Source organism: Providencia hangzhouensis (genome assembly GCF_029193595.2).
Taxonomy (GTDB): Bacteria; Pseudomonadota; Gammaproteobacteria; order Enterobacterales; family Enterobacteriaceae; genus Providencia; species Providencia hangzhouensis.
Genome location: NZ_CP135052.1, coordinates 1,523,996 through 1,549,231 on the forward strand (window position 1 = coordinate 1,523,996; position 25,236 = coordinate 1,549,231).

The window sequence follows — 25,236 nt, forward strand, 5'->3', positions numbered from 1 at the left end:
TACAAAAGTTAATATAGGGTTGGTAAACATACTGATTGATGACAAACATATTATGTTTGTCATCAACCTAAAGCCCACAAATGTGGGCTTTTACTCTTCGAAGGTTACCCCTGAATCTGTGCTAATGAACCGTATAAATTATAAAGTGTTTCATATTCATCTTGCTGATAAAATCGAATTTTATCCCAACAAAATTGCTTAGCGACTTCCACGGTAAAGCGTGTGGCATCGATTAACTCACTTTCATAACTTGCACCTGTTTCACTACCGGGGACAATCGATTTAGCCGTAATGGCAAGGCCAACAACAGGTGCCTGTGTTGCAATATGCGGTTGCATTATAGAATTAAAGTGATAAACACCGTTATCATAAGGAGAAATATCTTGTGTGGTGATAGGAAACGTCTTTGCCACATCTCCTGTTGCATACTCCAGTAAGCGAACTAAATCAGGTGCGACGCGTAAAATATAGCCTTGCATAGCCGTGGGAGAAATCGCAATCCCTCGGTGCTTAATGATGCTGTTTCCCTTTGATGTATCGATGGATAAAATAGCATCCATCTGTTTATCGACTTCATATTGGTTCATGGTATTAGATGAAACTGGCATCCCCATAAAATCGACAGGGTCATGAGGAGTAATCGAAACATGCGTGGCGATATGAGAGCTAATTATTACGTCCCCTTTGAGGCTCTGTCCCTTTGCCGCCATATCCAACAACTTCATCGCGCTGGCAAAAGCGACAATTGACCCATCAGCATCAGAAACTATTCCAATACGATTTGGTTGTGCCTGTTGTGCACCTAAACGACCGATAATGCCTAAAGTCGGGTAAGTGCCTCCACGGTGTTTGCCCTCAGAGCCTGGGATTAATACTTTTATAAAATGGCATAACTGACTTGTATCCTCTGGGGATTCATAAGGAATAGAAGTAACAGTGATGATGGCATCATTTGAGCCAACAGAATGAAGTAGCGCTGCCATTTTTTCGCCATCAACATCAGGGGTGTCTAATAAGTCATAAACTTGGCTTAGATAATTCAAAGACATTATTGCACTCCTTTAATAATATTTAATTTGAATGGCTTGTTGGTAGCAATTTCTTCAATCTTATTAGGTCCTCGTAACCATAGGGCATTTTGCTCACCTAAAATGGTGCCATGGTCGTTTTCAATAAATAATGCAGTTCCTTCATATAGTGCGATCAATTCTTCCATGGGGTTAATCGTTAAAAACTCATTTAATCTCTCTTCACGACTTTCCCCATTATGGCCAATTGGTTTACCAGAAATAAAATGCGGGTTAATTTGAAATGGGCAAATATTCAGCGCACTAAATGTAGGGGGTTGGACAATTGGCATATCATTGGTGGTGCGAATACTCGGTGTTGCAACATTACTGCCTGCACTCCATCCCATATAGGGAATGCTTTCATATTTAACTCGTTGTGGAATCAGCTCCACTATGTTGGCATCATATAGGCGTTTTAATAAGGCAAAGGTATTTCCGCCGCCAATAGCAATCGCTTGTGCTTGTTTAACTGCCGCAACAGGGTCGCTAAAGTGATGAATTGATGTTAATTCATAACCTAAAGCATTAAATACCGGTTTTACAATTGCTTCAAAATCATCAAAACTGAATGTAACTGCGGCATAAGGAATAAATAGAATATTTTGTTTTTTATGTTGTAATAAACGATGGATTTGTTCGCCCGCATGTTGTAAATAATTCATATTCCCCATACGTGAACTACTCATTAATAACGCATTAGTCATTGCTATATTCCTTTTTGATTTTTTTTATTGAATTAATTAATAAATCGATTTCTTTTTCACTATTAAAATAATGAATTGATAAGCGGGCCATTTTTTCTATTTGATAGAACTTTAAAATAGCGGTTGCCATAAAGTGACCTGATTCAATAATGATATTTTTAGCTTCTAATTTTTGCATTAATACATCAGAGGGGATTCCGTTAATATTAAATGGAATTATTCCTATTCGCTGGTGGCTATTATTAGGGCCATAAATTTCGACGCCAGAAAGTTGAGATAATTGCTGCATCGCATATTGAGTGAGTGTTTGGTTGCGATTCTCAATTTGTTCAATACCGATATTTACAGCATAGTCTAAAGCCGAATCTAAACTAATAATGGCCGGAACATTTGGGCAGCCCGCTTCAAAGCGTTTTGCTGTTTGAGGCAGAATAACGTCTCCTGTTTGTGGGTCAATTGAGCTATTCCACCAACCGACCAGTATGGGGGTTAATGATGGTACCAATGATTCACGAACAAACAGAATGCCACTGCCTTCTATCGCTCTTAACCCTTTTCGGCCACATGATGACATAAAGTCACATTGCCATTTTTGAACATTAACGTTATACATTCCAATGGCTTGTGAAGCACTAATATGGCTAAGTACACCATGCTTTCTGGCTATCTCACAAATAGCCTGCACAGGTTGAATTACCCCAGTTATGTTAGATAGCGCAACGAAACTGATGAGCTTTGTCTTAGAGGTTATCGCTTGCTCGATAGATTCAGGTGAAAGGACACCATAGCTATCCGCACTCACCTTAATAATTTTTATTCCTTTTTCATGCGCTAACAGTTGCCAAATTGCAATATTGCTGAGCATCTCAGTATCCGGAATTATCACTTCATCGCCAGCTTGCCAAGAAATACCTCTAGCAATCAAGCTGATAGATTCTGTGCCATTTTTGGTAAATGCAATTTCACTGGGCTTTGCACCGATAAATGCGGCCAATTTTTGTCGACAAATTTCAACTTGCTCATAGGTTTGCTTGCGGAAGCTCGGTAAATAAGTCCCTTGCTCTGCGGTTTTATCAAGATAGCGCTTTACTGCGTCTATTACCGGTTTTGGCGGTGGCGCAGCGGCTCCCGTATCAAAATAAGCGTAATGTTGTGAAACTAGAGTGTCTTTTTGCACTTGCGACCAGATATTCGTCATTATTATTCCCTATAAAGTTATTTAGCCCAGAAGGAAAGCAGTTTCGCTTTGAGGGTTGGCAGGAATGCTTTAGCCGTGGAGTAAAGAGCATCGCCAGCAATAAGCCCACCAGCGAAAGTTGAAATTTTATCGGAACTGATATTGAAGAAACGCTCAATGATAATTCGAACCGCGAGTGCAGTAAGAACCGTCCAACCTGCAATAGGGTAGTTAATCATCAAGCCAGTTGAGAAGAGTACGCCAATCTGGTTTTTAGCACCGCCAATTAACTGAATGATGGCACCCGGTATGGCCCACAATAACAACATCATTGCCACATTTGAGGAGCTTCCTGCTTGGATCGTAGCGGCATAAAGCCTTGATGCAGGAACGATTTTGTCTTGTTCGAAATAAAAATCGTAGGTAAGTGCAACAACCACCAAGGCGCAGCAAAAACCGATAATAGCGGCAAAATATTGTTGTTTTCTCCCATAATGTTCTGCAGATTGGTTTTTACCATAACCGCGGATCATAAACCCCGTTTTTAGGTCAAAACCCATATCGGCAAAAGCAGGGCCTGTCGCGGCACAAAACCCAACTAAAACGGCCAATGCTTCGGGGGGAAACCCCAGTAAAATACCAATCATCAATGAGATAAGAGCTGCTGCAGTTGCAGGAAACCAGCCAGAATGCATCGCAGCCATACCTACAATCATCTCTTGGATTAAAGCGGCTAAGGTCGCAAAAATGAGGAATCCAATAAGTTGTGGCAATGTCATAGTGACAAATATTTGGCTAATAAATGTGAGTGCTAATGCGGTTAAAAAGTAGAACGTTGCCCCTTTGATTAAGGTTGACTTGATACGTTTGCTACTTTGGCGTAATTCATCACTATCTTCGCTTTGTTGCTGACTATCTTTCTTGTTGCGAAATACAATGGTTCCGATTTGGATTAATGCGACGATACCTGCACCAATCATCACACCGTGTGGGACATAGTTTTCATATAAATTATAAGTAATTAGCCCTGACTCAGAAAAACCGCGAATGAGAAGTCCAACAGCAAACATGAATAACGCGAAAATACTGCCAATCAACGCGATCCCTGCGGATGCCATTGGGATACCAAAACCTGCACCGATGGCTCCAGCAGCAAAGCCTGTCAGCAATGCGCCAAGCCGCTTTCCACCTTTATTTCCTGCCCACAAAGTTTCTGCGGTGGCAACACCGGCAGGCCAAGATGCACTGGCAGGATAGGCGCGGGTATTAAACAAGCCATATAAAATCGTGCCATCAATGATAATCGCAACGAAAGCTCCAGCCATCATCGGATAAATTAATTCAGGCATACCCAATACCCAAGGCACACCAATGGCTACTATTAAACCATTTGCTGCAGCAAAGGTTGCTGCAGAGATGCTAGTTTGAATTAAATTTTGCGCATCGATAAATTTAAATGATGCGAATATAGAAAGTGGGACACGAGATAATAAAATGGCGAGAACAGCACCGATAATTGATGTGTTTGCGGAGATACCTAGTGTGACAATAATCTGAATACCAATAATAGCACCAACAAAAGATAATATAATTATTGCGATGAGTAGTGCTGGAGAAAAAATAGATACACGTACCTCAGTATCATTTTTATCATGAGATATATTCATAGAGTTACCTATTTTATTTTAATAATTAATAACTGCTTTTTATCTTATTATTTCACCATGGATTTAAAATATGGTAGATAATTTACTGGCTGTGGATTTTAATAATGGATAATACTCGGTTAAATTTTTACTTTGGCTTGATGCTGCAATGCATAACGAGCCTAATACCCCTTTTTCAAAAGAAAATATAGGAACGGATAACCCTTGTGTTCCTGCTAAATAAGCTTCTTTTGAATATGCATATCCTTCTTCAGCATAGAGACTTAATTGCTTTTTTAATAAGGTGTTATTTTGCAAATTATGTTTAGAAAGATATTCATCAATATATGAAATATCCATTGAGCTTAAAATGATTTGTGTAAATGGGGCTTCATGCAAGCTCAACGCTTCTCCTTCTTTAGATGTAAAGCGGATAAGATGGTCACTTTCTAAAATGAAATTACAAATAGCGATATCATTGTAACGGCGATAAATAAATATGGTTTCATGTGTTTTATCAGCGAGAGGGCGTAAGTAGTCACTCGCTAATTGTGAAAACTGGCGTGTGTTATTGGCTAAATGACCGATTTCAATACACCGCAAGCCTAATAAATATTCTTTATTTTTATTTTTTTGTAAGAAACCTTGCTCTTCTAGAATATTAAAACCCCGCTGTACGACGGAAGGGCTCTTATCAAGATGACGAGCTAACTCACGTACTCCCCATATGGGCTTGTTGATTGAAAAGTAATCTAACAAGGTTAATACGAAACCAGCAGATTGTAGTCGGTTATTCATAGCTTCCCCTGTTTATAATTAATTGAATTAGCACTATTGTTATATTTTTGTTCCTTATACGGGAACAGTGTGCCGTTTGGTAATACAAACATATTTAGATGAAACAATATGCAAAGTAAATGGTTTGTTGCATCTGTGTTAAGTAGGTCACTAAAACAGTTCTTATCATTTATCTTTTTTTTCTTGCTTTCCCTATAACTATTTGAAATTAATCTATTTTTTTTATTCTTTAGCTGTTCCTACTAGCGAAACAATCAAAAAGACGCAAATGGATAAATGAGTTATTGGTGAAAACAGGAGAATTTGTTTACCTTGAATGATCTTTTCCTGATGCGATTTATTTATGTGAGAAATAGATTATTTTATAATTTTGTGTAAACGTTTACACTAAGTCGAGTTTGATCACAGAATCTTATCTAAACTCGTTGTTATACTCCGTAGCAATGACAAGTTGGAAGACAGAATGCAATTTAAGCAGTATTGGGGGAAGAGAGATGCAACAGGTTGAAATTCTCGTTACAGGCGGGCTCGGGTATATCGGTAGTCATACTTGTGTTCAATTGATAAAGGCTGGGCTATCACCAGTTATTATTGATAATTTGTGTAATGCAAAGCTAGAAGTGCTTAATCGTATTGAAAGATTAACCGGTGTGCGCCCAGTATTTTATCAGTGTGATGTTCGAAATGAGCAACAGCTAGCCCACATTTTTTCTTCTCATCAATTTCATTCAGTTATTCATTTTGCAGGGCTAAAAGCGGTTGGTGAATCAGTAGAAAACCCCCTTAAATACTATGATGTTAATTTCAATGGGACATTGGTATTAATGCGCTGTATGCAGGAAGCGAACGTGAAAAGTTTGATTTTTAGTTCGTCAGCAACAGTATATGGCGAGCCCAGTCGTTTACCTATCACCGAAGAGTTCCCAACGGGTAATACGCAAAGCCCTTATGGCACCAGCAAGTATATGGTTGAGCGTTGTTTATCTGATTTATTTCACTCAGACCCGTCATGGTCATTAACATTATTACGTTATTTCAACCCTGTAGGTGCTCATCCATCGGGTTTGATGGGAGAAGACCCACAAGGGATCCCAAATAATTTAACACCTTATATTACCCAAGTTGCAGTAGGGAAAAGAGAAAAATTGGTGATTTATGGAAACGATTACCCTACGGTGGATGGGACGGGGGTTCGGGATTATATTCATGTCATGGATTTAGCTGATGGCCATGTTGCTGCTCTACAAAAGGTTGGTAATCAAGCAGGGTTACATTGCTACAATTTGGGTACGGGGAACGGCACCAGTGTTTTGCAAATGTTACATGCATTTGAAAAAGCAGTTGGAAAAGCCATTCCTTATGTGATTGAACCACGTCGTGCTGGGGATATTGCGGAATACTGGTCAACACCAGAAAAAGCGCACCATGAACTAGGATGGCAAGCGGAGCGAACTCTTGAGGATATGGCGACTGACAGTTGGCGTTGGCAATCAAATAATCCCAATGGTTATGAAGTTTAGGAGATGCATGAGATGAATATTTTGCCTTTTAACCCTTCGGATTGCCCTCATCGTCGCTATAACCCATTAACAGGCCAGTGGGTGTTAGTGTCCCCTCATCGAGCAAAACGCCCGTGGAGCGGCAAAGATGAAAAACCATCAATAGAAAATTTACCTCAATATGATGAGCATTGCTTCTTGTGCCCTGGCAATACACGGGTTTCCGGGGAAGTGAATCCTAACTACCAAGGGACTTATGTATTCCAAAATGACCATGGTGCGTTATTAGCGCAACCCTGCGCCCAACCTGATAATCAATCTGAATTGTTTCAATCACAATCGGTGAGTGGGGTTAGTCGAGTGATTTGCTTTTCGCCTGATCACAGTAAAACACTGCCAGAGCTGTCTGTACCTGAAATTGAAGGTGTTATCGAAACATGGCAGCAACAAGTTGCTGAGTTAAGTGAACGTTATGCTTGGGTTCAGGTTTTTGAAAATAAAGGGGAAATAATGGGGTGTTCTCAACCGCATCCTCATGGACAAATTTGGGCAAGTGATTTTTTACCGAATGAAATTGCACGTAAGGACCATTTTCTCACGCAATATTATCAACGTCATGGCAGCAACTTATTAATTGACTATATTAAAGCTGAGCAACAAGATGGCTCACGAATTGTTGTTGAAACTGAAGAATGGATTGCACTTGTTCCTTATTGGGCAGCTTGGCCATTTGAAACCCTGTTATTGCCAAAACAGCATATTCGCCGTATGGATGAAATGAATGAAGCCATTCGCGCAGACCTTGCTGTTGCGCTAAAAAAACTCACAAGCCGTTACGATAATCTATTTCATTGCTCTTTCCCATATTCTATGGGATGGCACTTTGCACCTTTTATTAATGAAAGCCAAAGTATCGAGCATTGGCAACTACATGCCTTATTTTATCCGCCATTACTGCGCTCAGCGACGGTAAAAAAATTCATGGTGGGGTATGAAATGTTAGCTGAAACTCAGCGAGACCTGACACCAGAACAGGCCGCACAACGTTTACGTGATGTGAGTGACTGCCATTATAAACAAAGTCAAACTACTAAATAATTCATCAAATTATAATTAACTTAGCTGTTTGCTGGGTTAACCAAATTACGCATTAAGGATAATTAAAAATGGAAACGTTAAAGCAAACTGTCGCCTCGTCGTTTGAAAAAACCTTTGGTTATCAACCTGAAATTTATGTTCAAGCGCCGGGGCGAGTAAATATTATCGGTGAACATACGGATTATAATGATGGCTTTGTTTTGCCTTGTGCGATTGATTACCAAACGATGACCGCGGCGGCTAAACGTGATGATCGTATTATCCGAGTCGTTGCGGCTGACTACCATAATGAATGTGACGAATTCAGTTTGGATAGCGATATTACATTTTTGCCTGAAAAAATGTGGGCAAACTATATTCGCGGTGTCGTGAAGTTTCTCTTACAAAGAGGGCTTTTATTCAATGGTTGCGATATTGCAGTCAGTGGTAATGTGCCGCAAGGCGCGGGGTTAAGTTCTTCAGCCTCACTCGAAGTTGTGATTGGACAAACACTTAAGGCTTTGTATCAATTAGATATTAGCCAGCAAGATATCGCGCTTAATGGCCAACAAGCTGAGAACCAATTTGTTGGTTGTAACTGCGGTATTATGGACCAACTGATTTCAGCGTGTGGTGATGAAGGCCATGCTCTATTGATTGATTGCCGCAGTTTGGCGCTATTTCCTATTTCCATACCTGATGATCTGGTTGTGATGATAATCAATTCAAATAAGCAACGGGGTTTGGTTGGAAGTGAATACAATACACGCCGCCAACAATGTGAAGAAGCCGCTAATTTGTTTGGGGTGAAAGCATTACGTGACATCACATTTGATGAGTTTTTACAGAAGCAACATCTATTATCGCCTATCGTTGCTAAGCGAGCCAAACACGTGATCAGTGAAAACGAACGTACTTTAGCGGCAGCAAAAGCATTAACACAAAATGATTTATTGCAGTTAAGTGAGTTAATGGCGCAATCCCATATTTCTATGCGTGATGATTTCGAAATCACCGTCAAAGAAATTGATACCTTAGTGGATATCGTTAAGTCCGTTTTAGGTGTTCAGGGCGGGGTACGAATGACAGGAGGAGGCTTTGGTGGCTGTGTGGTTGCATTGATGCAGCAGCAATGTGTTCAACCGGTGATTGACGCGGTAGAAGCGCAATACCAGAAAATGACAGGCCTACAAGCCGATATTTATGTTTGCCAGCCAAGCTCAGGTGCGAGTGTGGTAAGTTAAAACCAAATTAATAAATTGAAAAAAGTTGATATAACATGCTGTTTAATCAAGAAAAAAATCAGACGCCCAAAGTCGTAGAGTTAACCAATAAAAATGACATGAAAATTGTCCTGACAAGTTTAGGGGCAAGCTGGGTAAGTTGTATTTTGCCGCTAATACATGGGAGACGAGATGTTGTTCTAGGTTCACCAAATATGGATAAACAAAAGGAACAAGACGTGTATTTGGGCGCGACAGTCGGGCGCGTAGCTAACCGTATAGCGAATGCACGTTTTTCTATTCATGGTGAAAATTATTCAGTGTCAGCCAATCAAGAGCCGCATTGTTTACATGGTGGGCAGGACAATTTTAGTTATCGGATTTGGGCCATATCACAACCTAGTACCCAACAGGCTATTTTTTCACTCATTTCACCCGATGGTGACCAAGGTTTTCCCGGGGAATTGAAAGTTGAGGTAAGTTATGAATTAACGGATGAAAATCAAGTGATTATCCGTTATAAGCACCAAGCTACAAAGGCCTGTCCTGTAAACCTAACCAACCATACTTATTTTAATTTGGCGGGTGAAGGTAGTGAAAAGACAGCGCTAGATCATGCTCTTACGATTTACAGTGACTGTTATTTACCCACAGATAAAGCAGGGATCCCTAGCGGAGAGTGGCGTAATGTCACTGGTAGTTATTTTGATTTTCGCCAAAGCAAACTCATTGGCCGTGACTTTCTACAAGATCACGACCAAATTTCTGCTGGGGGATATGACCACACTTTTATGCTAGATACAGCCCGTATTGATGGGCGGCAAACGGTGGCATCGTTGAGTGCTCCTGAGGGAGACGTAAAGATGAATATTTCTACAACGATGCCCTCTATGCAGTTGTATACAGGGAATTATTTAATTTCAGTTGCGGGTAAAACAAAATCTTATACGCCTTTTTCTGGGGTTGCATTTGAAACACAGTTTCCACCTGATGCTGTTAATCACCCTGAATGGGGAGAACGATACAGCCCGATTTCACAGCCTAATCAAATTTATTGTAGTGAAACCTGCTATCAATTTATTTTCTAAATCTATATATGATTAACACCGCATCTAAGCGGTGTTTTCTTTTTTGCACGATAAACCCATTATTTTACTTTAAATAATTTTAATATGCGTTATGCCATTGTTTTTAATTCTAGCTCATTGTTTAATAAGCCATCCTAATTGTAGAGGTGCACAATGGCGACAATCAAAGATGTGGCAAAAGAAGCCGGTGTTTCGGTTGCAACTGTTTCTCGAGTGATTAACCAATCACCGAAGGCAAGCCAAGCTTCTATTGCATCAGTAAAGAGTGCAATGAATAAGCTAGGTTATCGTCCCAATGCCGCTGCGCGAGCTCTTGTGAACCAAAGTTCAAATACCATTGGGGTGTTAGTTAACGATGTTTCCGACCCTTTTTTTGGCGTTATGGTCAAAGCCGTTGATGCCGTAGCGCATAAAAATGGTAAACATATTCTGATTTGTAATGGTTACCATAATGCCAAGGAAGAGCGCCAATCGATTGAGTTGTTGATTAACAACCGCTGTGATGCTTTGGTTATCCACTCTAAAGCCCTGGATGATGCTGAACTGCTTCAATATGCAAAAGAAGTCCCAAGTATGGTACTGATCAACCGCCATATTGATGAAATTGCAACCCGTTGTATTTCTTTAAATAACTACAAGGGCGCATATTTAGCGACAGAACATCTTATTCGACATGGGCATACTAAAATTGCGTACATTTCATCAAATCACCAAATTGAGGATGCGGTACAGCGTTTACAGGGTTATCGAGATGCGTTAAAAAATAATGGTATTCAACTGTCTGATAGTTATATTGAATATGGCGCTCCTTATGGGGAAGGTGGGGAGCAAGCGATGACTAACTTACTGATAAAATCACTCGAAATCACAGCGGTCGTGGGTTACAACGATTTTATGGCCGCGGGAGCTATCGCGGTATTAGATGAAAATGAAATTCACTCACCAGAACAGGTCTCGGTTATTGGTTTTGATGATGTGTTGATTGCCCGCTACATCCATCCACGCTTAACAACAATTCGTTATCCTATCCAAATGATGGCAGAAAAAGCCACACAACTAGCACTTTCTTTAGCGAGAGGGGAAAAAACGACAGGTGAAAGTTTGATTTACTCTCCGACATTGGTTCAACGTAATTCAGTTAGGCCTTTGCACGCCTAAGTATTTTATAGCCCATAGAGTTACGAAAATAAGTGTAAACGTTTTCATTAATATTTGATGAACTTCACGAATTTATTAAAATCTAGATTACTTCCTGGTACCTTCTCTTCTATCACCTATGAAAATTTACATTAATTTCTGCTATTTAGTCCATTAAGTTAATTCTTTAGAGGATATTGTGAAAATATGTGATTCATCTAACGGTGATATCTTGTGGTAACGTTTACACTTGTTTTGTTATCACTTGGCGAAGGAATTTGATTATGCAAACTGAAGGGGTTGGGTTAAGCACATTAGATTACGGAATATTCATTCTGTATGTGCTTATCATTATTAGTGTTGGTCTTTGGGTTTCTCGAGATAAAAAAGGGCAAAAGAAAGGTACAAAAGACTATTTTCTGGCAGGAAAAACATTACCTTGGTGGGCGATAGGTTCTTCACTAATTGCGGCAAATATTTCAGCAGAACAGTTTATTGGTATGTCGGGCTCTGGCTTCTCAATAGGTTTGGCAATCGCATCCTATGAATGGATGGCTGCACTAACTCTGATTATTGTCGCAAAATATTTTATGCCCGTGTTTATTGATAAAGGTATCTTTACCATTCCAGAGTTTGTTGAAAAACGTTTCAATAAAACGTTAAAAACGATCTTAGCCGTGTTCTGGTTGGCATTATTTATCTTTGTTAATTTAACTTCAGTTCTCTATTTAGGGTCGTTAGCATTACAAACAATCCTAGGTATTCCAATGCATTATGCTATTTTCGGCTTAGCATTATTTGCAGTGATTTACTCTCTTTATGGCGGGCTATCTGCGGTTGCGTGGACGGATGTTGTACAAGTTTTCTTCTTAATTTTAGGCGGCTTTTTAACCACGATAATGGCGGTGAGCTATATTGGCGGTGATGCGGGGTTATTCGCAGGTATGAGCCGCATGGCAAGTGAAGCGCCTGCGCATTTTGAAATGATTTTAAGCCAAGACAACCCACAGTTTAGTAATTTACCCGGTATTGCAGTGTTAATTGGCGGTTTATGGGTTGCCAATTTATATTACTGGGGCTTCAACCAATATATTATTCAACGTGCATTAGCCGCTAAGTCTATTAATGAAGCGCAAAAAGGCTTGGTTTTCGCAGCATTTCTCAAACTTATTGTCCCAATCCTTGTTGTCGTACCGGGTATTGCGGCATTTGTGATAGTTTCTGACCCTGCATTACTGGCGGGATTAGGAACGATGGCACAAGAACATATGCCAACATTGGCCCAAGCGGACAAAGCTTACCCATGGTTAACACAATTCTTACCCGTAGGCGCTAAAGGGGTTGTGTTTGCGGCATTAGCTGCGGCTATCGTTTCTTCTTTAGCTTCCATGTTGAACTCAGTGGCAACTATTTTCACCATGGATATCTACAAAGAATACATTGCTCCATCAACCGCGGACCATAAATTAGTGAATGTCGGGCGGATTAGTGCAGTTGTTGCGTTAATCGTCGCATGCTTCATCGCCCCATTACTGGGTAACATTGGACAAGCTTTCCAATATATTCAGGAATATACCGGGTTAGTTAGCCCAGGTATCTTAGCGGTATTCTTATTAGGTCTATTTTGGAAGAAAACCAATGCGAAAGGCGCGATTATCGGTGTGCTGCTCTCAATTCCGTTTGCATTATTCTTAAAACTAATGCCGTTAGGTATGCCATTCCTTGACCAAATGATGTACACCTTCTTCTTTACTGCGGTGGTGATTGGTTTAATTAGCCTGACAACGGCAAAAGAAGATGACTGTGAAGGGGCTATTATCCTAACGTCGGAGACCTTTAAAACATCGACAGGCTTCAATATCGCATCATACGCAATTATGGTTATCTTATGTGTGCTATATGCGCTGTTCTGGTAATCCAAAACTTCTAACAAGCTGATAAGTAAAATGATAGCACGAGGCGGGAAAGGTCATTCCCGCCTTATTTTTTGCGTTTGTTAACTTAAATAATGACCTAATATTCGCATCGAGATCATTTTCGTTATTCTTGACTAATAATCTCCCTTCCTTATGTATGGTTAATTGTGTTTAATTTTATTTTTTTAATAACTATTTGTTATAAGCAAATATGCCAAATTGATTTTAATTTGACTTATTTTTAGGAATAATACTGAGACTTATTATTATTATCATTGGAACTATTTTGTGAAAAATTTAGGTTTATTTCGTTTACATCAGGTTGCCATTTTCACTCTGTTAGCGCTGGCTGTTCAAAACCAATCCATGGCAAATGAACAAAATAGCGACAAAAAAGACTCTTTCGTTGTTAGTGCACAAGCACTCAAAGTGAATACTGCGCTGCAAGAAACGCCAAAATCTGTTTCGATCATTACGGAACAAGATTTGACCATACATGCTCCGCAAAAAATTGATGAAGCACTTCGTTATACCTCGGGGGTTGTTGCACAACCTTATGGGGCTGATAATGATACGGATTGGTTCAAAGTTCGCGGTTTTGATGCCGCAACTTATTTAGATAATAGCCGGTTATATCGAGATGGCTACTACACTTGGCTACTTGAACCTTATGGATTGGAAAGTATTGAAGTCGTGAAGGGGTCATCAGCCGTTCTCTTTGGCGAATCCACTCCTGGAGGCGCTGTTAACTTAGTAACGAAAAAGCCATCTATTAATGCTAAAAATGAAATATTTTTAGAAGCGGGTAATAACGATCATCAAGCGCTAGGTTTTGATCTTTCTACAGCATCAGCCGATGCAGGTGCCCGCTACCGTTTAGTGGGAACGATGAAAAAATCGGATGGGGAACTCAAAGGCACGGATAATAAACGTATTTATCTGGCGCCAAGTGCGGCATTTGACTTGTCTGATCAGACTGTACTTACGTTAATGGGGACGTATCTGCACGATGATGGTACGCCCACGAATCCTTTTTTCCCAGCGGCGGGAACATTAATTCACTCTAATTACGGTAAAATTAAGCCATCAACCAATTTAGGTGAGCCTGATTACGATAAATACAAGCGGACTCAGTTCTCAGTGGGTTATTTATTAGAACATCAATTTAATGATGAGTGGCGTTTTGCGCAGCGTGTAAATTATGGTTACAACGACCTAACACTCAGAAGTGTTTATGCTTTCTTTAATGCAGACCCTACCGTGCAGGAATTGCGGCAAGGTATTGTTTTTCGCGATGGTAAAAACCAAAGTTTTAGTTTTGATAACAATATCGTCGGTGAATGGGATAGTGAACGGTTTGAAAATACCTTACTTGCGGGCATTGAATTCCAATATCATCAAACCAAAGGCGATGAACAGGATAATTATGCTTTTGGTAAAATTAACCCGTGGAAGCCAGTTTATGGGCACTATACCCCACTTGACCCATCAAATAACATTCATCGCACTATTGATAAAACACAAGCTAGTATTTATTCACAATACCAAACAAAGCTTGATAGCAAATGGATTGGGGTCGTTGGTGCACGTTATGATTGGGTAAAAACTGAAAATAAAGCACATAAAAAAGCAGAAGATGAGTCTAGAAATGATGGGCAGATGAGTTTAAATGCGGGTTTAATGTATATTGCTGACAATGGCATTTCACCTTATTTAAATTACTCTCAATCTTTTGAAGTTCAATCGACAATCGACCCAACAACCCAAAAACTATATAAACCACTTAAAGGTGAGCAATTTGAAGCAGGTATCAAATATACACCTTATTTTATGGATGGTTATTGGAATATTGCTTGGTTCGATATCGAACAAAAAAATGCGTTAGTCACAACTCCTGAACACCCTGTTGCAACACAAACAGGTAAAGTCACTTCACAAGGTATAGAAACAGAACTATTTGCAAGTGTTACTGATAATTGGGATATTAAAGCGACATACACTTATACCAATGCGAAAACAGATCAAACAGGTGGTAAGGGACGTAAACAGGCTGGTATGATCCCCAAACATATGGCGACTGTCTGGACTGACTACGAAATTCCAATCGTGAGTAACCAGTCGTTAAAACTCGGAACTGGTATTCGCTATTATGGTCAATCAAAGGATAACCCAGCAAGCAGCAACCTTTCTGTTCCTAGTGCGACGCTCTGGGATATGGCCGCGATATATCAATTATCGAACAATTGGCAGTTCCAGTTCAATATGAATAACATCCTCAATAAAGAGTATGTTTCATCCTGTGATACCTGGTGCTATTACGGCCAATCGCGCTCATTTGTGTTACAAACAAAGTACACTTGGTAATTTTAAAAAAGGCATGCTAATAATGTTGGCATGCCTTGAGTCCTTTCTATGTTTCGATTAGCAAATATTAATATCGTTCGCGATCATCGTTCTATTTTATCTATAGATTCGTTAAATATACCCACAACAGAACTCACAGTGGTTCTTGGTCATAATGGTTCAGGAAAATCTACACTGGTTAATCTCCTTTCTGGGCAGATGGCACCGGATAGCGGGCAAATTGATTTAAATGGCACGAGTCTTTCTCAATATAAAACGAAAGAATTAGCGCAAAAAATCGCATATTTACCACAAAAACTGCCAGCCTCAGCGGGGCTGTCTGTGAAAGAACTTGTGCGGTTAGGGCGTTTTCCGTGGCGAGGTGCACTTGGTCGCTGGCAAGCTGACGATGAAATTATTATCCAACAAGCGATGGAGAAAGCTGGGGTTGAGGGGTTTTCCGCGAACTTAGCAGACAACTTGTCTGGTGGAGAGCGCCAGCGCGCATGGGTTGCCATGTTACTTGCTCAACAATCACCAGTTTTAATACTGGATGAACCGACTTCTGCATTAGATATTCACCATCAATACCAGTTAATGAATTTATTGAGTGAGCTTAATAAAGTTCATGGGATTGGTGTGATTGTGATCCTTCATGACCTCAACCTTTCTTTACGGTATGCAACACACATCGTGGCATTAAAAAAAGGGAAAATAGAATTTGAGGGAAAAAGCGTTCTTCTCCATGATGAAGCAAGGCTATCGTCACTCTACGATACTCCGATTAAATTAATACCACACCCTAGTTTTCCCGAGTCAGAACATCATAGGGTTGCTATCGTATGCGCTTAAGAATCAATTTGCTTGGCCTTATTTTATTAACAAGTACATTATTATGCTCATTTTATACACGGGCTTATTCTGTTACGGACAGTCGTGGTATTGTCGAGTTCAATTCGCCGCCTCAGCGTGTTGTGGTTTTAGATTGGGATTTGCTGGAACAGCTATTAACGCTTGAAATTACACCTGTTGGGGCCACGGAATTAGAGAGTTACCAGCAATGGGGTGTTGACCCAGCTGTTCCTTCTTCGGTCAAAGAGGTGGGTACGCGAGCTGAGCCTAATTTAGAGCAAATTGCCGCATTGAAACCTGATGTTATTATTGCAAGTAGCGCGCAAGAAGATTTACTGCCTTTATTGGAAAAAATAGCGCCAGTCGTTTATTTATCAAATTTTGCACGCCAAGATGATTCAGGGCTTGTAGCCATTGCTCATTTTAAAACGTTGGCTCGCTTATTTGAGAAGACGTCTTTTGCCGATGAATATTTAGTGAAAATGGATAAACGTTTTGCTGAATTAAGATCACAACTTGAACGTGCTTTTACAACGACACCAAGTGTTGCTGTTATCCGGTTTTCAAGTTTAAGCACTATTTTTCTTTATACTGAGAATTCAACACTCAATTATGTTCTTGAACAGCTTGCATTAAAGCCCGCTATTTTAGTCCCCGCACGTCCTTGGGGAATAGAGCAGAGACGAATAAATTCATTGCAGTTTATAAATGATGGGTACGTGTTATACATCAAACCATTTGTAGAAGAAAAAAAACTGAATGATTCCATATTATGGCAGTCGATGCCTTTTGTTAAACAAGGGCGGATAAATAGTGTTCGTCCCGTTTGGAATTATGGTGGTGTCTTTTCCTTGCAATTAATGGCGGAAGCATTAACAGAAAGCTTATTACAGGTTGCTCCTCATAATGACAACTAAACAGCACTCAATACTATTTTTTGTATTAATGGTGATCGCGCTGATTAACCTTCAGCTCGAACCTGGGGTTACACTCAGTCAGCAATTATTTTTAGTTATCCATCCAGCTTCAGCCGATACATTTGCTGATTATTTTTATTTATATGGCCAATTACCACGCCTTGCTATGGCATTATTAGTGGGAGCAACTTTTGGTTTATTGGGCAGTTTGATGCAGCAATTAACACAAAATAATCTTACTTCACCACTAACGTTAGGTTCATCATCCGGTGCTTGGTTAGCATTAGTGGTAGCCAATATTTGGTTTAGTAACGAGATTGGGTTATATCAAACGCTAGCTGCGATGGTGGGAGCATTACTTGCATTTGGTTTAGTAATATTAATTGCAGGTATTCGTAATATGACAGGCATTCCGTTAGTTGTTTCAGGAATGGTCATAAATATTTTGTTTGGTGCTATAGCGACTGCATTAATTACATTAAATTCGCAATTTGCACAAAATATTTTTATGTGGGGAGCAGGAAATTTAGCGCAAGATGGTTGGCAAAAAGTGGTTGGTTTATTACCTTTATTGTTCCCTGTTATTATTATTATCTGTTTCGCCCCACGTATTTTGACATTATTGAAATTAGGCCATGAGGGGGCTAAAGCTCGTGGCTTATCCGTTTTACCGATTTTTTTACTTTTTATTGTTTTAGCATCTTGGTTAGTGGCGGCGACTATTTCAACTGTAGGGGTTATTAGTTTTATTGGTTTATTAGCTCCAAATATAGTACGGCGAATGGGTAATATGAGTACAAGGCAAGAGTTATTAAATAGTGCAGTTGTAGGGGCTATTTTATTGCTTCTTGCAGACAGCGGGGCAATCGCACTAACAAATTACCTTAATATTGTGGTTCCTACGGGTGTAATGACAGCTGCTATTGGTGCTCCTTTATTGATCTGGTTTAGCCGCCGAACAATGACAGCCCAAGATCAATTATCGATAGGGTTATTACCAACAAAAATAATATTTTCTAAAACCACGGTATCTATTCTTATTTTATTGTTAGTAAGTGGAGTTGTATTTTCCCTTTGCTTACAAACGAATGGTGAACAATATTATTGGCAACTGCCGTCAAGTTTTCAATGGGATATTAAATGGCCTCGTTTATTAGCGGCGACATTTGCTGGATTAGCATTGAGTATTGCGGGGGTTTTATTACAAAGGATTATTTATAACCCGTTGGCCAGCCCAGATATTTTAGGGGTTTCTTCAGGGGCTACAGCGGCACTCGTTCTATTTAGCCTACTATTAGGCACGGCTATTCAAACCTCATTTTGGGGGGTTGCTTTAATCGGGAGCCTGATTGTATTAGGAATATTGTTATACCTAGGTAAACGGCACCAATACGCACCAGCAAGTTTAATTTTGACAGGGATCTGCCTAACGGCAACGTTAGAAGCTTTTGTTCAGTTCTTTTTAGCTCAAGGGACATTGAGTAGCTATCGGATATTATTATGGCTTTCAGGCTCAACTTATCGTGTGGAAGGGCAACAGGCCATTATTTTTTCAATCAGTGTTGTTGTATTAACGATATTAGCGATCACGTTAAATCGTTGGCTAGTTTTATTATCAATTAGTCGAACATTTGCACAGGGAAGAGGACTAAATTCACAATTAGCGACTATATTGCTATTAATCTTAGTTGCATTATTGTGTGCCTTTGTCACTTCCACTGTTGGCCCCATTGCATTTCTTGGTTTAGTTGCACCCCATATGGCTTTTTTAGTTGGCGCTAAAAAGGCGAAACAACAACTTATTATTAGTGGGTTGATCGGTAGTATATTAATGGTTTGGGCAGATTGGCTAGGCCAAATTATTATTTATCCAACACAGATTGCAGCTGGAATTTTTGTCGCTATTTTAGGTGGTGGATATTTTTTATTGCTGATGGCGATGAATAAAATCAAGTCATAATTTATGGTGTAAATGTGGTTAGTTAAAGCCTTACTCAAGGCGAGTTAACTAACACTAAACAATGAATTTTGGGTAGTGTTGCATTGAAGGTTGTTAACGAAGGTACGACTTCTGTATTGATCAAAATATGGGTTGATACAGGAGACAAAACCGCTTCACTAGAAAAATTATAGCGTCGTTTCTTATCCGTATTATTTCAATATCACAGCCCCAGAATGGAAGTAAAAAAGTGTGTTAAGTTGAGCCGCGTTCAATTAATTGCCATTCGAGGATTTCATGGCTGTCATCGAGCTGCGGGTGCTTAATTTTATTGATTAGCAGTTGAACGCTACGGATGCCAAATTGATGCATCGGCTGCACAATGGTACTTAATGGCGGTGTGGTTACTTCACCGAAGGGCACACCATCAAACCCTAACACAGCAATATCATTCGGAATATGCAATCCCTGCTGATGCAAAACACTCATTGCACCGCCTGCGATGACATCAGAAATCGCGAATACAGCATCGGGTTTGGGCGCATTTTGCAGTAACTTTTCCATGGCCTTCGCCCCCGCGGTGTAATCTAATTCTTCTACATACTCGATTTTACAATATTCAAAGCCAAGTTCAGTGAGTGCTTTTCGGTACCCTTGTTCCCGTTGTTGCGAATAGAGGTAACGCATATCACTGTTAATTAATGCAATGCGTTGGCGATTTTTCGCTGCTAAATGATAAACGCCTGCGCTAGCGGCTTGTGAATTATCAATAGTAACAGAAGAAGCACGAAATTCTGGATCCCCTTCACCACACTGCACCCACGGAAAATCCCCAATCATATCAGTAAGCCCCGGTAAACAACTCACAGCATCCATAGTGATGACGCCATCAACAACCTTACCTCTGAGTAAACTTAGATAAGCGGATTCACGAGTTGGATTGGATTCAGAATTACATAACAAAATATGATAGCCGTGGCGTTCCGCTTCTTCTTCAATACCACGTACAACCAATGAACAAAAGGGGTTAGTGATATTAGACACCAGCACCAATAGCATGCGACTACGCGAGGTTCGTAGCTGGCGCGCTAATAAATTAGGTTGATAATTACACTGAGCGATGGCGGCGAGAACTTTATCTCGAGTTGCGGGTTTTACAATATGTTGATCATTCAATACCCGTGAAACCGTTGCGGCAGAGACTCCTGCAATTTTCGCCACTTTTTCTATCGACATTGTTCACTTTTCCTTTTGTCTATTGCCATGCACAGTATGCAACATCGCGATGAAAAGTACGATTGATACAATCAACTTGTGATGCAGATTGCAAATTTATCTTTTAGATCATTATTGAACCATTCAGCTAGTTGCTGAAAGAAACAATTTGGCTATATTTTATAAATGAAATCGATTTCAGTAAAAATGTAATCGATTTCATTTTTGGATTTAGCTGCCATTTAGTGAAAAGCCTCATTTTATAAACATTAAAACATGAGAGGTAATGAATGGATATACAACTACAGCTTGCGAAATGCGCTGATCGGAGTGAAGTCGCGTATTTGATTTATCACTCAACGAATGTCTGGTATCAACAACATGGTTTAGGCGCAATATTTCAGTCTGCGCCTGAAGAGTGCTATTTATTTGTTGATGTATACCAACAACTTGATCCTGACTACCACTGGGTAGCCCGTGATTCACAACTCAATATTCTTGTCTCGTGTTTTTTTCACCCACGAGAAACACATTTGGGCCTTGGGATTATGAATGTCCATCCCGACGCATTTGGACAGGGTATTGCAAAGAAATTACTGTCCAAAGCGGATGAATTAGCCGGAAATTTACCCATTCGCTTAATTTCAAGTGCCCTGAATTTAGACTCTTATTCTCTTTATCGCCGCGGCGGTTTTACACCTTATGCAATTTACCAAGACATGGTGATTTCAGTACCAGAGCAAGGCGTGAATCTCCCTCGCTTGACCGAAGGAATTGTGCGAGATGCTCGAACCGAAGACTTACCGGCTATTTTACAATTGGAAGCGGATTTATTAGGTATTAGTCGTCAGCGGGATATTGAATATTTTTTAAATGACACCAGCGGGTTATGGCGAATTGCAGTCTGGGAACATAACCAGCGCATCGAAGGTTATCTTGCCTCTATCGCACACCCCGCATCGAGGATGTTAGGGCCCGGCTGCAGCTATCGTGATGAGGTAGCGCTGGATTTACTCGGTTGGATGCTAGACAAACATCATCGTGGTGCGATGCCAGTCGTTTTAGTTCCCACAGAGCGAAGCGCACTGTGCCAAGCGCTATTACGATGGGGCGGTAGAATTTGTGAATTGCATCTTGCGCAAGTCAAAGGTGCTGTGCAGAAACCAAGCGGCGTGGTTATGCCGTCCTTTTTACCTGAAAGTGGCTAATAAAAAATAGAAATTATTGGGGGTCTTATGGGTACGAATAGTCTTGCTCAAGGTGGTAAAAATACTGCCCATGTATGGGTAGTACCGCGATTGGCGTTAATGATGTTCCTTCAATTTTTTGTGTGGGGGGCATGGTATGTCACGCTAGGGGTTGTCATGGGGAAATATGGTTTATCAGCAATTATTGGTGATGCCTATTCGACAGGGCCCATCGCCTCTATTTTATCTCCTTTTGTACTAGGGATGGTGGTTGACCGTTTTTTTGCATCACAAAAAGTGCTTGGCGTGCTGCATCTCATCGGTGCCGGTTTGTTATGGATGATCCCAAGTTACTTTACGGGGGACCATAGCGGTCTGTTATGGATAATCTTTGGTTATATGCTTTGCTATATGCCAACTATTGCTCTTAGTAACAACGTTGCCTTTTATAGTTTACCGAACAGTGAGAAAGCGTTCCCAGTTGTGCGTGCATTCGGTACATTTGGTTGGATTGTTGCGGGGCTGATTGTCGGTTCAACAGGGTTATCAGATAGTACAGAAATTTTCACCTTGGCGGCAGCAGCTTCGTTGGTGCTAGCGATTTACAGCTTTACATTACCACACACGCCAGCACCAGAGCGTGGTAAACCTGTAGCGATGCGCGACTTGTTATGCGCAGATGCGTTTGCCATGCTCAAGCAACGTCATTTCTTAGTTTTCATCATTTGTGCAATGCTGATCTCTATCCCATTGGCGGCTTACTATGCCTATGCGGCGCCATTTGTTGCGGCGACAGGGTTTACTAACGTTGGTGGCGTGATGTCTTTAGGGCAGATGTCAGAACTGTTCTTTATGTTATTGATACCATTCTTCTTTGCTCGTCTTGGTATCAAAGTGATGTTGCTGATTGGGATGCTATCTTGGTGCTTACGTTATGTCATGTTTGCCTTAGGGATTGCTGAAGAACTGCGCTGGATGATTTATATCGGTATTTTCTTACATGGTATGTGTTATGACTTCTTCTTTGTTATTGGTTTTATCTATACAGACAAAGTTGCTGGTGAGAAAGTAAAAGGGCAGGCGCAGAGCTTGCTGGTCTTGTTTACCTATGGCGTGGGGATGTTAATTGGTTCACAAATCAGTGGAATGCTGTTCAATAGCATTGTCACAACGGAAGGCGCAGCGGCTCTGCCACAATGGCAAAGTTTTTGGTGGTACCCAGCGATTGGTGCGTTACTGATTGCCGCATTGTTCTTCTTCACGTTCAACTATAAAGAAAAGCCAGTGGAGGAGAAATAAGATGGCAAATTTACGCGTCTTAGTCGTTGGTTGCGGCAATATGGGAGCCTCTCATGCAGAGGCTTACCACCGAATGGAGGGCGTTGATATATGCGGGCTGGTGGCTCGTGGTCATTCAAAAGATGCTCTCAATGAACATTTAGGTGGTGAATATGCCACGTTTGATAATTACGAACAGGCATTAAAAGCAACGCAACCAGATGCGGTTTGCTTAACGACATACCCTGATACGCATGAAGCTTATGCATTGTTAGCACTCAAGGCTGGCTGTCATGTGTTTATTGAAAAGCCGTTAGCCACTACGGTTGAAGGGGCTAAGCGCGTCATTGCTGCTGCTAAACAAGCCCATCGACAAGTGGTGGTGGGTTATATCTTGCGTCATCACCCATCATGGCAACAATTCATTCATCTAGCGCATGAGCTGGGTAAGCCATTAGTGATGAGAATGAATTTGAATCAACAAAGCCATGGGCAGATGTGGAATGTACACCGTAACCTGATGCAATCACTGTCACCGATAGTTGACTGTGGCGTTCATTATTTAGATGTGATGTGCCAAATGACCCAAGCTCAGCCAGTGAGTGTCAGCGCTATTGGCGCAAGATTGACCGATGAATTACCAGACAATATGTATAACTATGGTCAATTACAGGTTCGTTTTGATGATGGCTCAGTAGGTTGGTATGAGGCGGGTTGGGGACCAATGATCAGCGAAACGGCGTATTTTATCAAAGATGTTATAGGCCCTCGCGGTGCGGTTTCGATAATGGCTCGGCATGGAGAAGGAAATAGCGACAATGTTGATGGGCACACACGCACTGACTCTTTACGTATTCATTATGCAGAGCTTGATAAAAACAATGCTTTTAAACATCCTGACCGTTGGGTTGACTGCCAAGATGAGCCAGACCATTTGGCGCTGTGCCTAAGTGAACAACGTTATTTTATTCAAGCGATTACGGAACAATTTTCATTAGAACAGCATTTACAAGACGCACTCAATAGCTTGCGAATTGTTCTTGCTGCTGATGAATCTGTGCGTACACAGCGCACTGTGATTTTAGGGAGTGAGTCATGAAAACAATCCAAGGTCCAGGTATTTTTCTAGCACAATTTATTGGTGAGAAAGCCCCTTTTAACTCATTAGAAAGCCTTGCTGAATGGGCATCAAGCCTAGGTTTTACATATATTCAAGTGCCAACGATCGACCCACGTATCTTTGATTTAGACTTGGCAGCCACAAGCCAAACTTATTGCGATGAGTTGGTTGCCATGTTACAGCAATATGGTATTCAGATCAGTGAGTTATCTACTCATATACAAGGCCAATTGATTGCGGTACATCCAGCGTATGACACTGTTTTTGATGGTTTTGCCCCAGTGAGTGTCAGAGGTAATCCTCAAAAGCGCCAGCAGTGGGCGGTGGAGCAACTCATCAAAGCGGCAAAAGCCTCTCAGCGCCTAGGGCTAGTTACACACGTGACTTTCTCAGGCGCACTGGCGTGGCCTTATTTTTACCCTTGGCCCCCTCACAATGCACAGTTATTTGATGAAGCATTTGCTGAACTTGCGCTGCGTTGGTTACCTATTCTGAATGTGTTTGACGAGTGTGGCGTCGATGTATGTTACGAGTTGCATCCAGGGGAAGACTTACACGACGGCGTGACATTTGAGCGTTTTCTCGGCCTTGTCGATAACCACCCGCGTTGCCATATTCTCTACGATCCAAGTCATTTATTGCTTCAGCAAATGGATTATCTTGCGTTTATTGATTGCTATCATCAACGCATTCGCGCATTTCATGTCAAAGATGCGGAATATTCACCAAATGGCCGTAGCGGTATCTATGGCGGTTATCAATCATGGGTTGAGCGTGCAGGGCGTTTTCGCTCATTAGGGGATGGTCAGATTGATTTTGTATCTATTTTCAGCAAATTAACTCAGTACGGTTTTTCCGGTGTCGCTACAATGGAATGGGAGTGTTGTCTTAAATCCCCAGATGCCGGGGCGAAAGAGGGAGCCGATTTTATCGCCAATCATATTATTCCAGTGGTTGATCATGCCTTTGATGATTTTGCAGTGGTAGATACTAATCTTCAACAAATCAGAGCATTACTTGGGATCGTAAGTGATAAATAAAGGATAAGGC

20 protein-coding genes are annotated in these 25,236 nt (G+C 40.8%); 14 read left to right on the forward strand and 6 right to left on the reverse strand.

The window, feature by feature from the left end:
* Positions 1-104: 104 nt before the first annotated feature.
* From PZ638_RS06605 to PZ638_RS06625, 5 genes are all read right to left on the reverse strand, one after another.
* Positions 105-1,049, reverse strand: coding sequence for a DUF1177 domain-containing protein (locus PZ638_RS06605; RefSeq protein ID WP_094962095.1), 945 nt, complete (start codon positions 1,047-1,049; stop codon positions 105-107).
* Positions 1,049-1,774, reverse strand: coding sequence for a dipeptidase PepE (gene pepE / locus PZ638_RS06610; RefSeq protein ID WP_094962096.1), 726 nt, complete (start codon positions 1,772-1,774; stop codon positions 1,049-1,051). The genes PZ638_RS06605 and pepE overlap by 1 nt, the downstream gene beginning before the upstream one ends.
* The gene (locus PZ638_RS06615; RefSeq protein WP_094962097.1) at positions 1,767-2,972 is read right to left on the reverse strand and encodes an aminotransferase class V-fold PLP-dependent enzyme; all 1,206 of its coding nucleotides are present in this window, start codon (positions 2,970-2,972) and stop codon (positions 1,767-1,769) included. The genes pepE and PZ638_RS06615 overlap by 8 nt, the downstream gene beginning before the upstream one ends.
* 17 nt (positions 2,973-2,989) lie before the next feature.
* Positions 2,990-4,618 (reverse strand): OPT/YSL family transporter, encoded by a 1,629-nt coding sequence (locus PZ638_RS06620; RefSeq protein WP_144140868.1) that lies wholly within the window; start codon positions 4,616-4,618, stop codon positions 2,990-2,992.
* Between the two features lie 63 nt (positions 4,619-4,681).
* On the reverse strand, positions 4,682-5,395 hold the full coding sequence (locus PZ638_RS06625) for an IclR family transcriptional regulator (protein WP_004261689.1): 714 nt from the start codon (positions 5,393-5,395) through the stop codon (positions 4,682-4,684).
* A 494-nt stretch (positions 5,396-5,889) separates the two neighbouring features.
* Here PZ638_RS06625 and galE point away from each other — a divergent pair, with 494 nt between their 5' ends.
* The 10 genes from galE to fhuB all read left to right on the forward strand — a co-directional run bounded on the left by galE (position 5,890) and on the right by fhuB (position 19,407).
* Positions 5,890-6,915 (forward strand): UDP-glucose 4-epimerase GalE, encoded by a 1,026-nt coding sequence (gene galE / locus PZ638_RS06630; RefSeq protein WP_164564968.1) that lies wholly within the window; start codon positions 5,890-5,892, stop codon positions 6,913-6,915.
* Between the two features lie 12 nt (positions 6,916-6,927).
* Positions 6,928-7,992: a UDP-glucose--hexose-1-phosphate uridylyltransferase gene (locus tag PZ638_RS06635; protein ID WP_112307229.1), complete on the forward strand. Its 1,065-nt coding sequence runs from the start codon at positions 6,928-6,930 to the stop codon at positions 7,990-7,992.
* Between the two features lie 68 nt (positions 7,993-8,060).
* Complete coding sequence (gene galK, locus PZ638_RS06640) at positions 8,061-9,215, forward strand: galactokinase (RefSeq protein ID WP_164455328.1); 1,155 nt, start codon at positions 8,061-8,063, stop codon at positions 9,213-9,215.
* 35 nt (positions 9,216-9,250) lie between these two features.
* Positions 9,251-10,282 carry a galactose-1-epimerase gene (gene galM, locus PZ638_RS06645; protein ID WP_166185159.1) on the forward strand — a complete coding sequence of 344 codons (1,032 nt, stop codon included), beginning with the start codon at positions 9,251-9,253 and terminating at the stop codon, positions 10,280-10,282.
* Positions 10,283-10,435: 153 nt separating this feature from the next.
* Positions 10,436-11,440, forward strand: coding sequence for a substrate-binding domain-containing protein (locus tag PZ638_RS06650; RefSeq protein ID WP_004261677.1), 1,005 nt, complete (start codon positions 10,436-10,438; stop codon positions 11,438-11,440).
* Positions 11,441-11,703: 263 nt separating this feature from the next.
* Complete coding sequence (locus PZ638_RS06655; protein ID WP_036958441.1) at positions 11,704-13,335, forward strand: sodium/sugar symporter; 1,632 nt, start codon at positions 11,704-11,706, stop codon at positions 13,333-13,335.
* Positions 13,336-13,623: 288 nt separating this feature from the next.
* Entirely contained in the window at positions 13,624-15,699 is a 2,076-nt protein-coding gene (locus tag PZ638_RS06660) for a TonB-dependent siderophore receptor (RefSeq protein ID WP_206277581.1), read from the forward strand.
* A gap of 48 nt (positions 15,700-15,747) precedes the next feature.
* The gene (locus PZ638_RS06665; RefSeq protein WP_004261670.1) at positions 15,748-16,530 is read left to right on the forward strand and encodes an ABC transporter ATP-binding protein; all 783 of its coding nucleotides are present in this window, start codon (positions 15,748-15,750) and stop codon (positions 16,528-16,530) included.
* A complete protein-coding gene (locus PZ638_RS06670) occupies positions 16,521-17,447 on the forward strand; it encodes an ABC transporter substrate-binding protein (protein WP_272674101.1) in 927 nt (308 codons plus the stop codon). The genes PZ638_RS06665 and PZ638_RS06670 overlap by 10 nt, the downstream gene beginning before the upstream one ends.
* The gene (gene fhuB, locus PZ638_RS06675) at positions 17,437-19,407 is read left to right on the forward strand and encodes a Fe(3+)-hydroxamate ABC transporter permease FhuB (RefSeq protein WP_206277582.1); all 1,971 of its coding nucleotides are present in this window, start codon (positions 17,437-17,439) and stop codon (positions 19,405-19,407) included. The genes PZ638_RS06670 and fhuB overlap by 11 nt, the downstream gene beginning before the upstream one ends.
* Positions 19,408-19,641: 234 nt before the next feature.
* On the opposite strand, the gene PZ638_RS06680 is transcribed toward fhuB, so the two are convergent.
* Positions 19,642-20,622, reverse strand: a complete 981-nt coding sequence (locus tag PZ638_RS06680) for a LacI family DNA-binding transcriptional regulator (RefSeq protein WP_196724436.1) — start codon at positions 20,620-20,622, stop codon at positions 19,642-19,644.
* Positions 20,623-20,891: 269 nt separating this feature from the next.
* On the opposite strand from PZ638_RS06680, the gene PZ638_RS06685 reads away from it, so the two are divergent.
* Genes PZ638_RS06685 through PZ638_RS06700 form a run of 4 tightly spaced genes read left to right on the forward strand, consistent with a single transcriptional unit; the run spans position 20,892 to position 25,226 of the window.
* Positions 20,892-21,809 carry a GNAT family N-acetyltransferase gene (locus tag PZ638_RS06685; protein WP_275612094.1) on the forward strand — a complete coding sequence of 306 codons (918 nt, stop codon included), beginning with the start codon at positions 20,892-20,894 and terminating at the stop codon, positions 21,807-21,809.
* Positions 21,810-21,836: 27 nt separating this feature from the next.
* Positions 21,837-23,087, forward strand: coding sequence for an MFS transporter (locus PZ638_RS06690; RefSeq protein WP_206277583.1), 1,251 nt, complete (start codon positions 21,837-21,839; stop codon positions 23,085-23,087).
* A 1-nt stretch (position 23,088) separates the two neighbouring features.
* Complete coding sequence (locus PZ638_RS06695) at positions 23,089-24,165, forward strand: Gfo/Idh/MocA family protein (RefSeq protein WP_206277584.1); 1,077 nt, start codon at positions 23,089-23,091, stop codon at positions 24,163-24,165.
* Entirely contained in the window at positions 24,162-25,226 is a 1,065-nt protein-coding gene (locus PZ638_RS06700) for a sugar phosphate isomerase/epimerase family protein (RefSeq protein WP_206277585.1), read from the forward strand. The genes PZ638_RS06695 and PZ638_RS06700 overlap by 4 nt, the downstream gene beginning before the upstream one ends.
* Positions 25,227-25,236 lie beyond the last annotated feature (10 nt).

Excerpts from the sequence above, each read along its gene's own strand:
- PZ638_RS06605 (WP_094962095.1), bottom strand. The coding sequence starts at position 1,049 with ATGTCTTTGAATTATCTAAGCCAAGTTTATGACTTATTAGACACCCCT.
- pepE (WP_094962096.1), bottom strand. The coding sequence starts at position 1,774 with ATGACTAATGCGTTATTAATGAGTAGTTCACGTATGGGGAATATGAAT.
- PZ638_RS06615 (WP_094962097.1), bottom strand. The coding sequence starts at position 2,972 with ATGACGAATATCTGGTCGCAAGTGCAAAAAGACACTCTAGTTTCACAA.
- PZ638_RS06620 (WP_144140868.1), bottom strand. The coding sequence starts at position 4,618 with ATGAATATATCTCATGATAAAAATGATACTGAGGTACGTGTATCTATT.
- PZ638_RS06625 (WP_004261689.1), bottom strand. The coding sequence starts at position 5,395 with ATGAATAACCGACTACAATCTGCTGGTTTCGTATTAACCTTGTTAGAT.
- galE (WP_164564968.1), top strand. The coding sequence starts at position 5,890 with ATGCAACAGGTTGAAATTCTCGTTACAGGCGGGCTCGGGTATATCGGT.
- PZ638_RS06635 (WP_112307229.1), top strand. The coding sequence starts at position 6,928 with ATGAATATTTTGCCTTTTAACCCTTCGGATTGCCCTCATCGTCGCTAT.
- galK (WP_164455328.1), top strand. The coding sequence starts at position 8,061 with ATGGAAACGTTAAAGCAAACTGTCGCCTCGTCGTTTGAAAAAACCTTT.
- galM (WP_166185159.1), top strand. The coding sequence starts at position 9,251 with ATGCTGTTTAATCAAGAAAAAAATCAGACGCCCAAAGTCGTAGAGTTA.
- PZ638_RS06650 (WP_004261677.1), top strand. The coding sequence starts at position 10,436 with ATGGCGACAATCAAAGATGTGGCAAAAGAAGCCGGTGTTTCGGTTGCA.
- PZ638_RS06655 (WP_036958441.1), top strand. The coding sequence starts at position 11,704 with ATGCAAACTGAAGGGGTTGGGTTAAGCACATTAGATTACGGAATATTC.
- PZ638_RS06665 (WP_004261670.1), top strand. The coding sequence starts at position 15,748 with ATGTTTCGATTAGCAAATATTAATATCGTTCGCGATCATCGTTCTATT.
- PZ638_RS06670 (WP_272674101.1), top strand. The coding sequence starts at position 16,521 with ATGCGCTTAAGAATCAATTTGCTTGGCCTTATTTTATTAACAAGTACA.
- fhuB (WP_206277582.1), top strand. The coding sequence starts at position 17,437 with ATGACAACTAAACAGCACTCAATACTATTTTTTGTATTAATGGTGATC.
- PZ638_RS06680 (WP_196724436.1), bottom strand. The coding sequence starts at position 20,622 with ATGTCGATAGAAAAAGTGGCGAAAATTGCAGGAGTCTCTGCCGCAACG.
- PZ638_RS06685 (WP_275612094.1), top strand. The coding sequence starts at position 20,892 with ATGGATATACAACTACAGCTTGCGAAATGCGCTGATCGGAGTGAAGTC.
- PZ638_RS06690 (WP_206277583.1), top strand. The coding sequence starts at position 21,837 with ATGGGTACGAATAGTCTTGCTCAAGGTGGTAAAAATACTGCCCATGTA.
- PZ638_RS06695 (WP_206277584.1), top strand. The coding sequence starts at position 23,089 with ATGGCAAATTTACGCGTCTTAGTCGTTGGTTGCGGCAATATGGGAGCC.
- PZ638_RS06700 (WP_206277585.1), top strand. The coding sequence starts at position 24,162 with ATGAAAACAATCCAAGGTCCAGGTATTTTTCTAGCACAATTTATTGGT.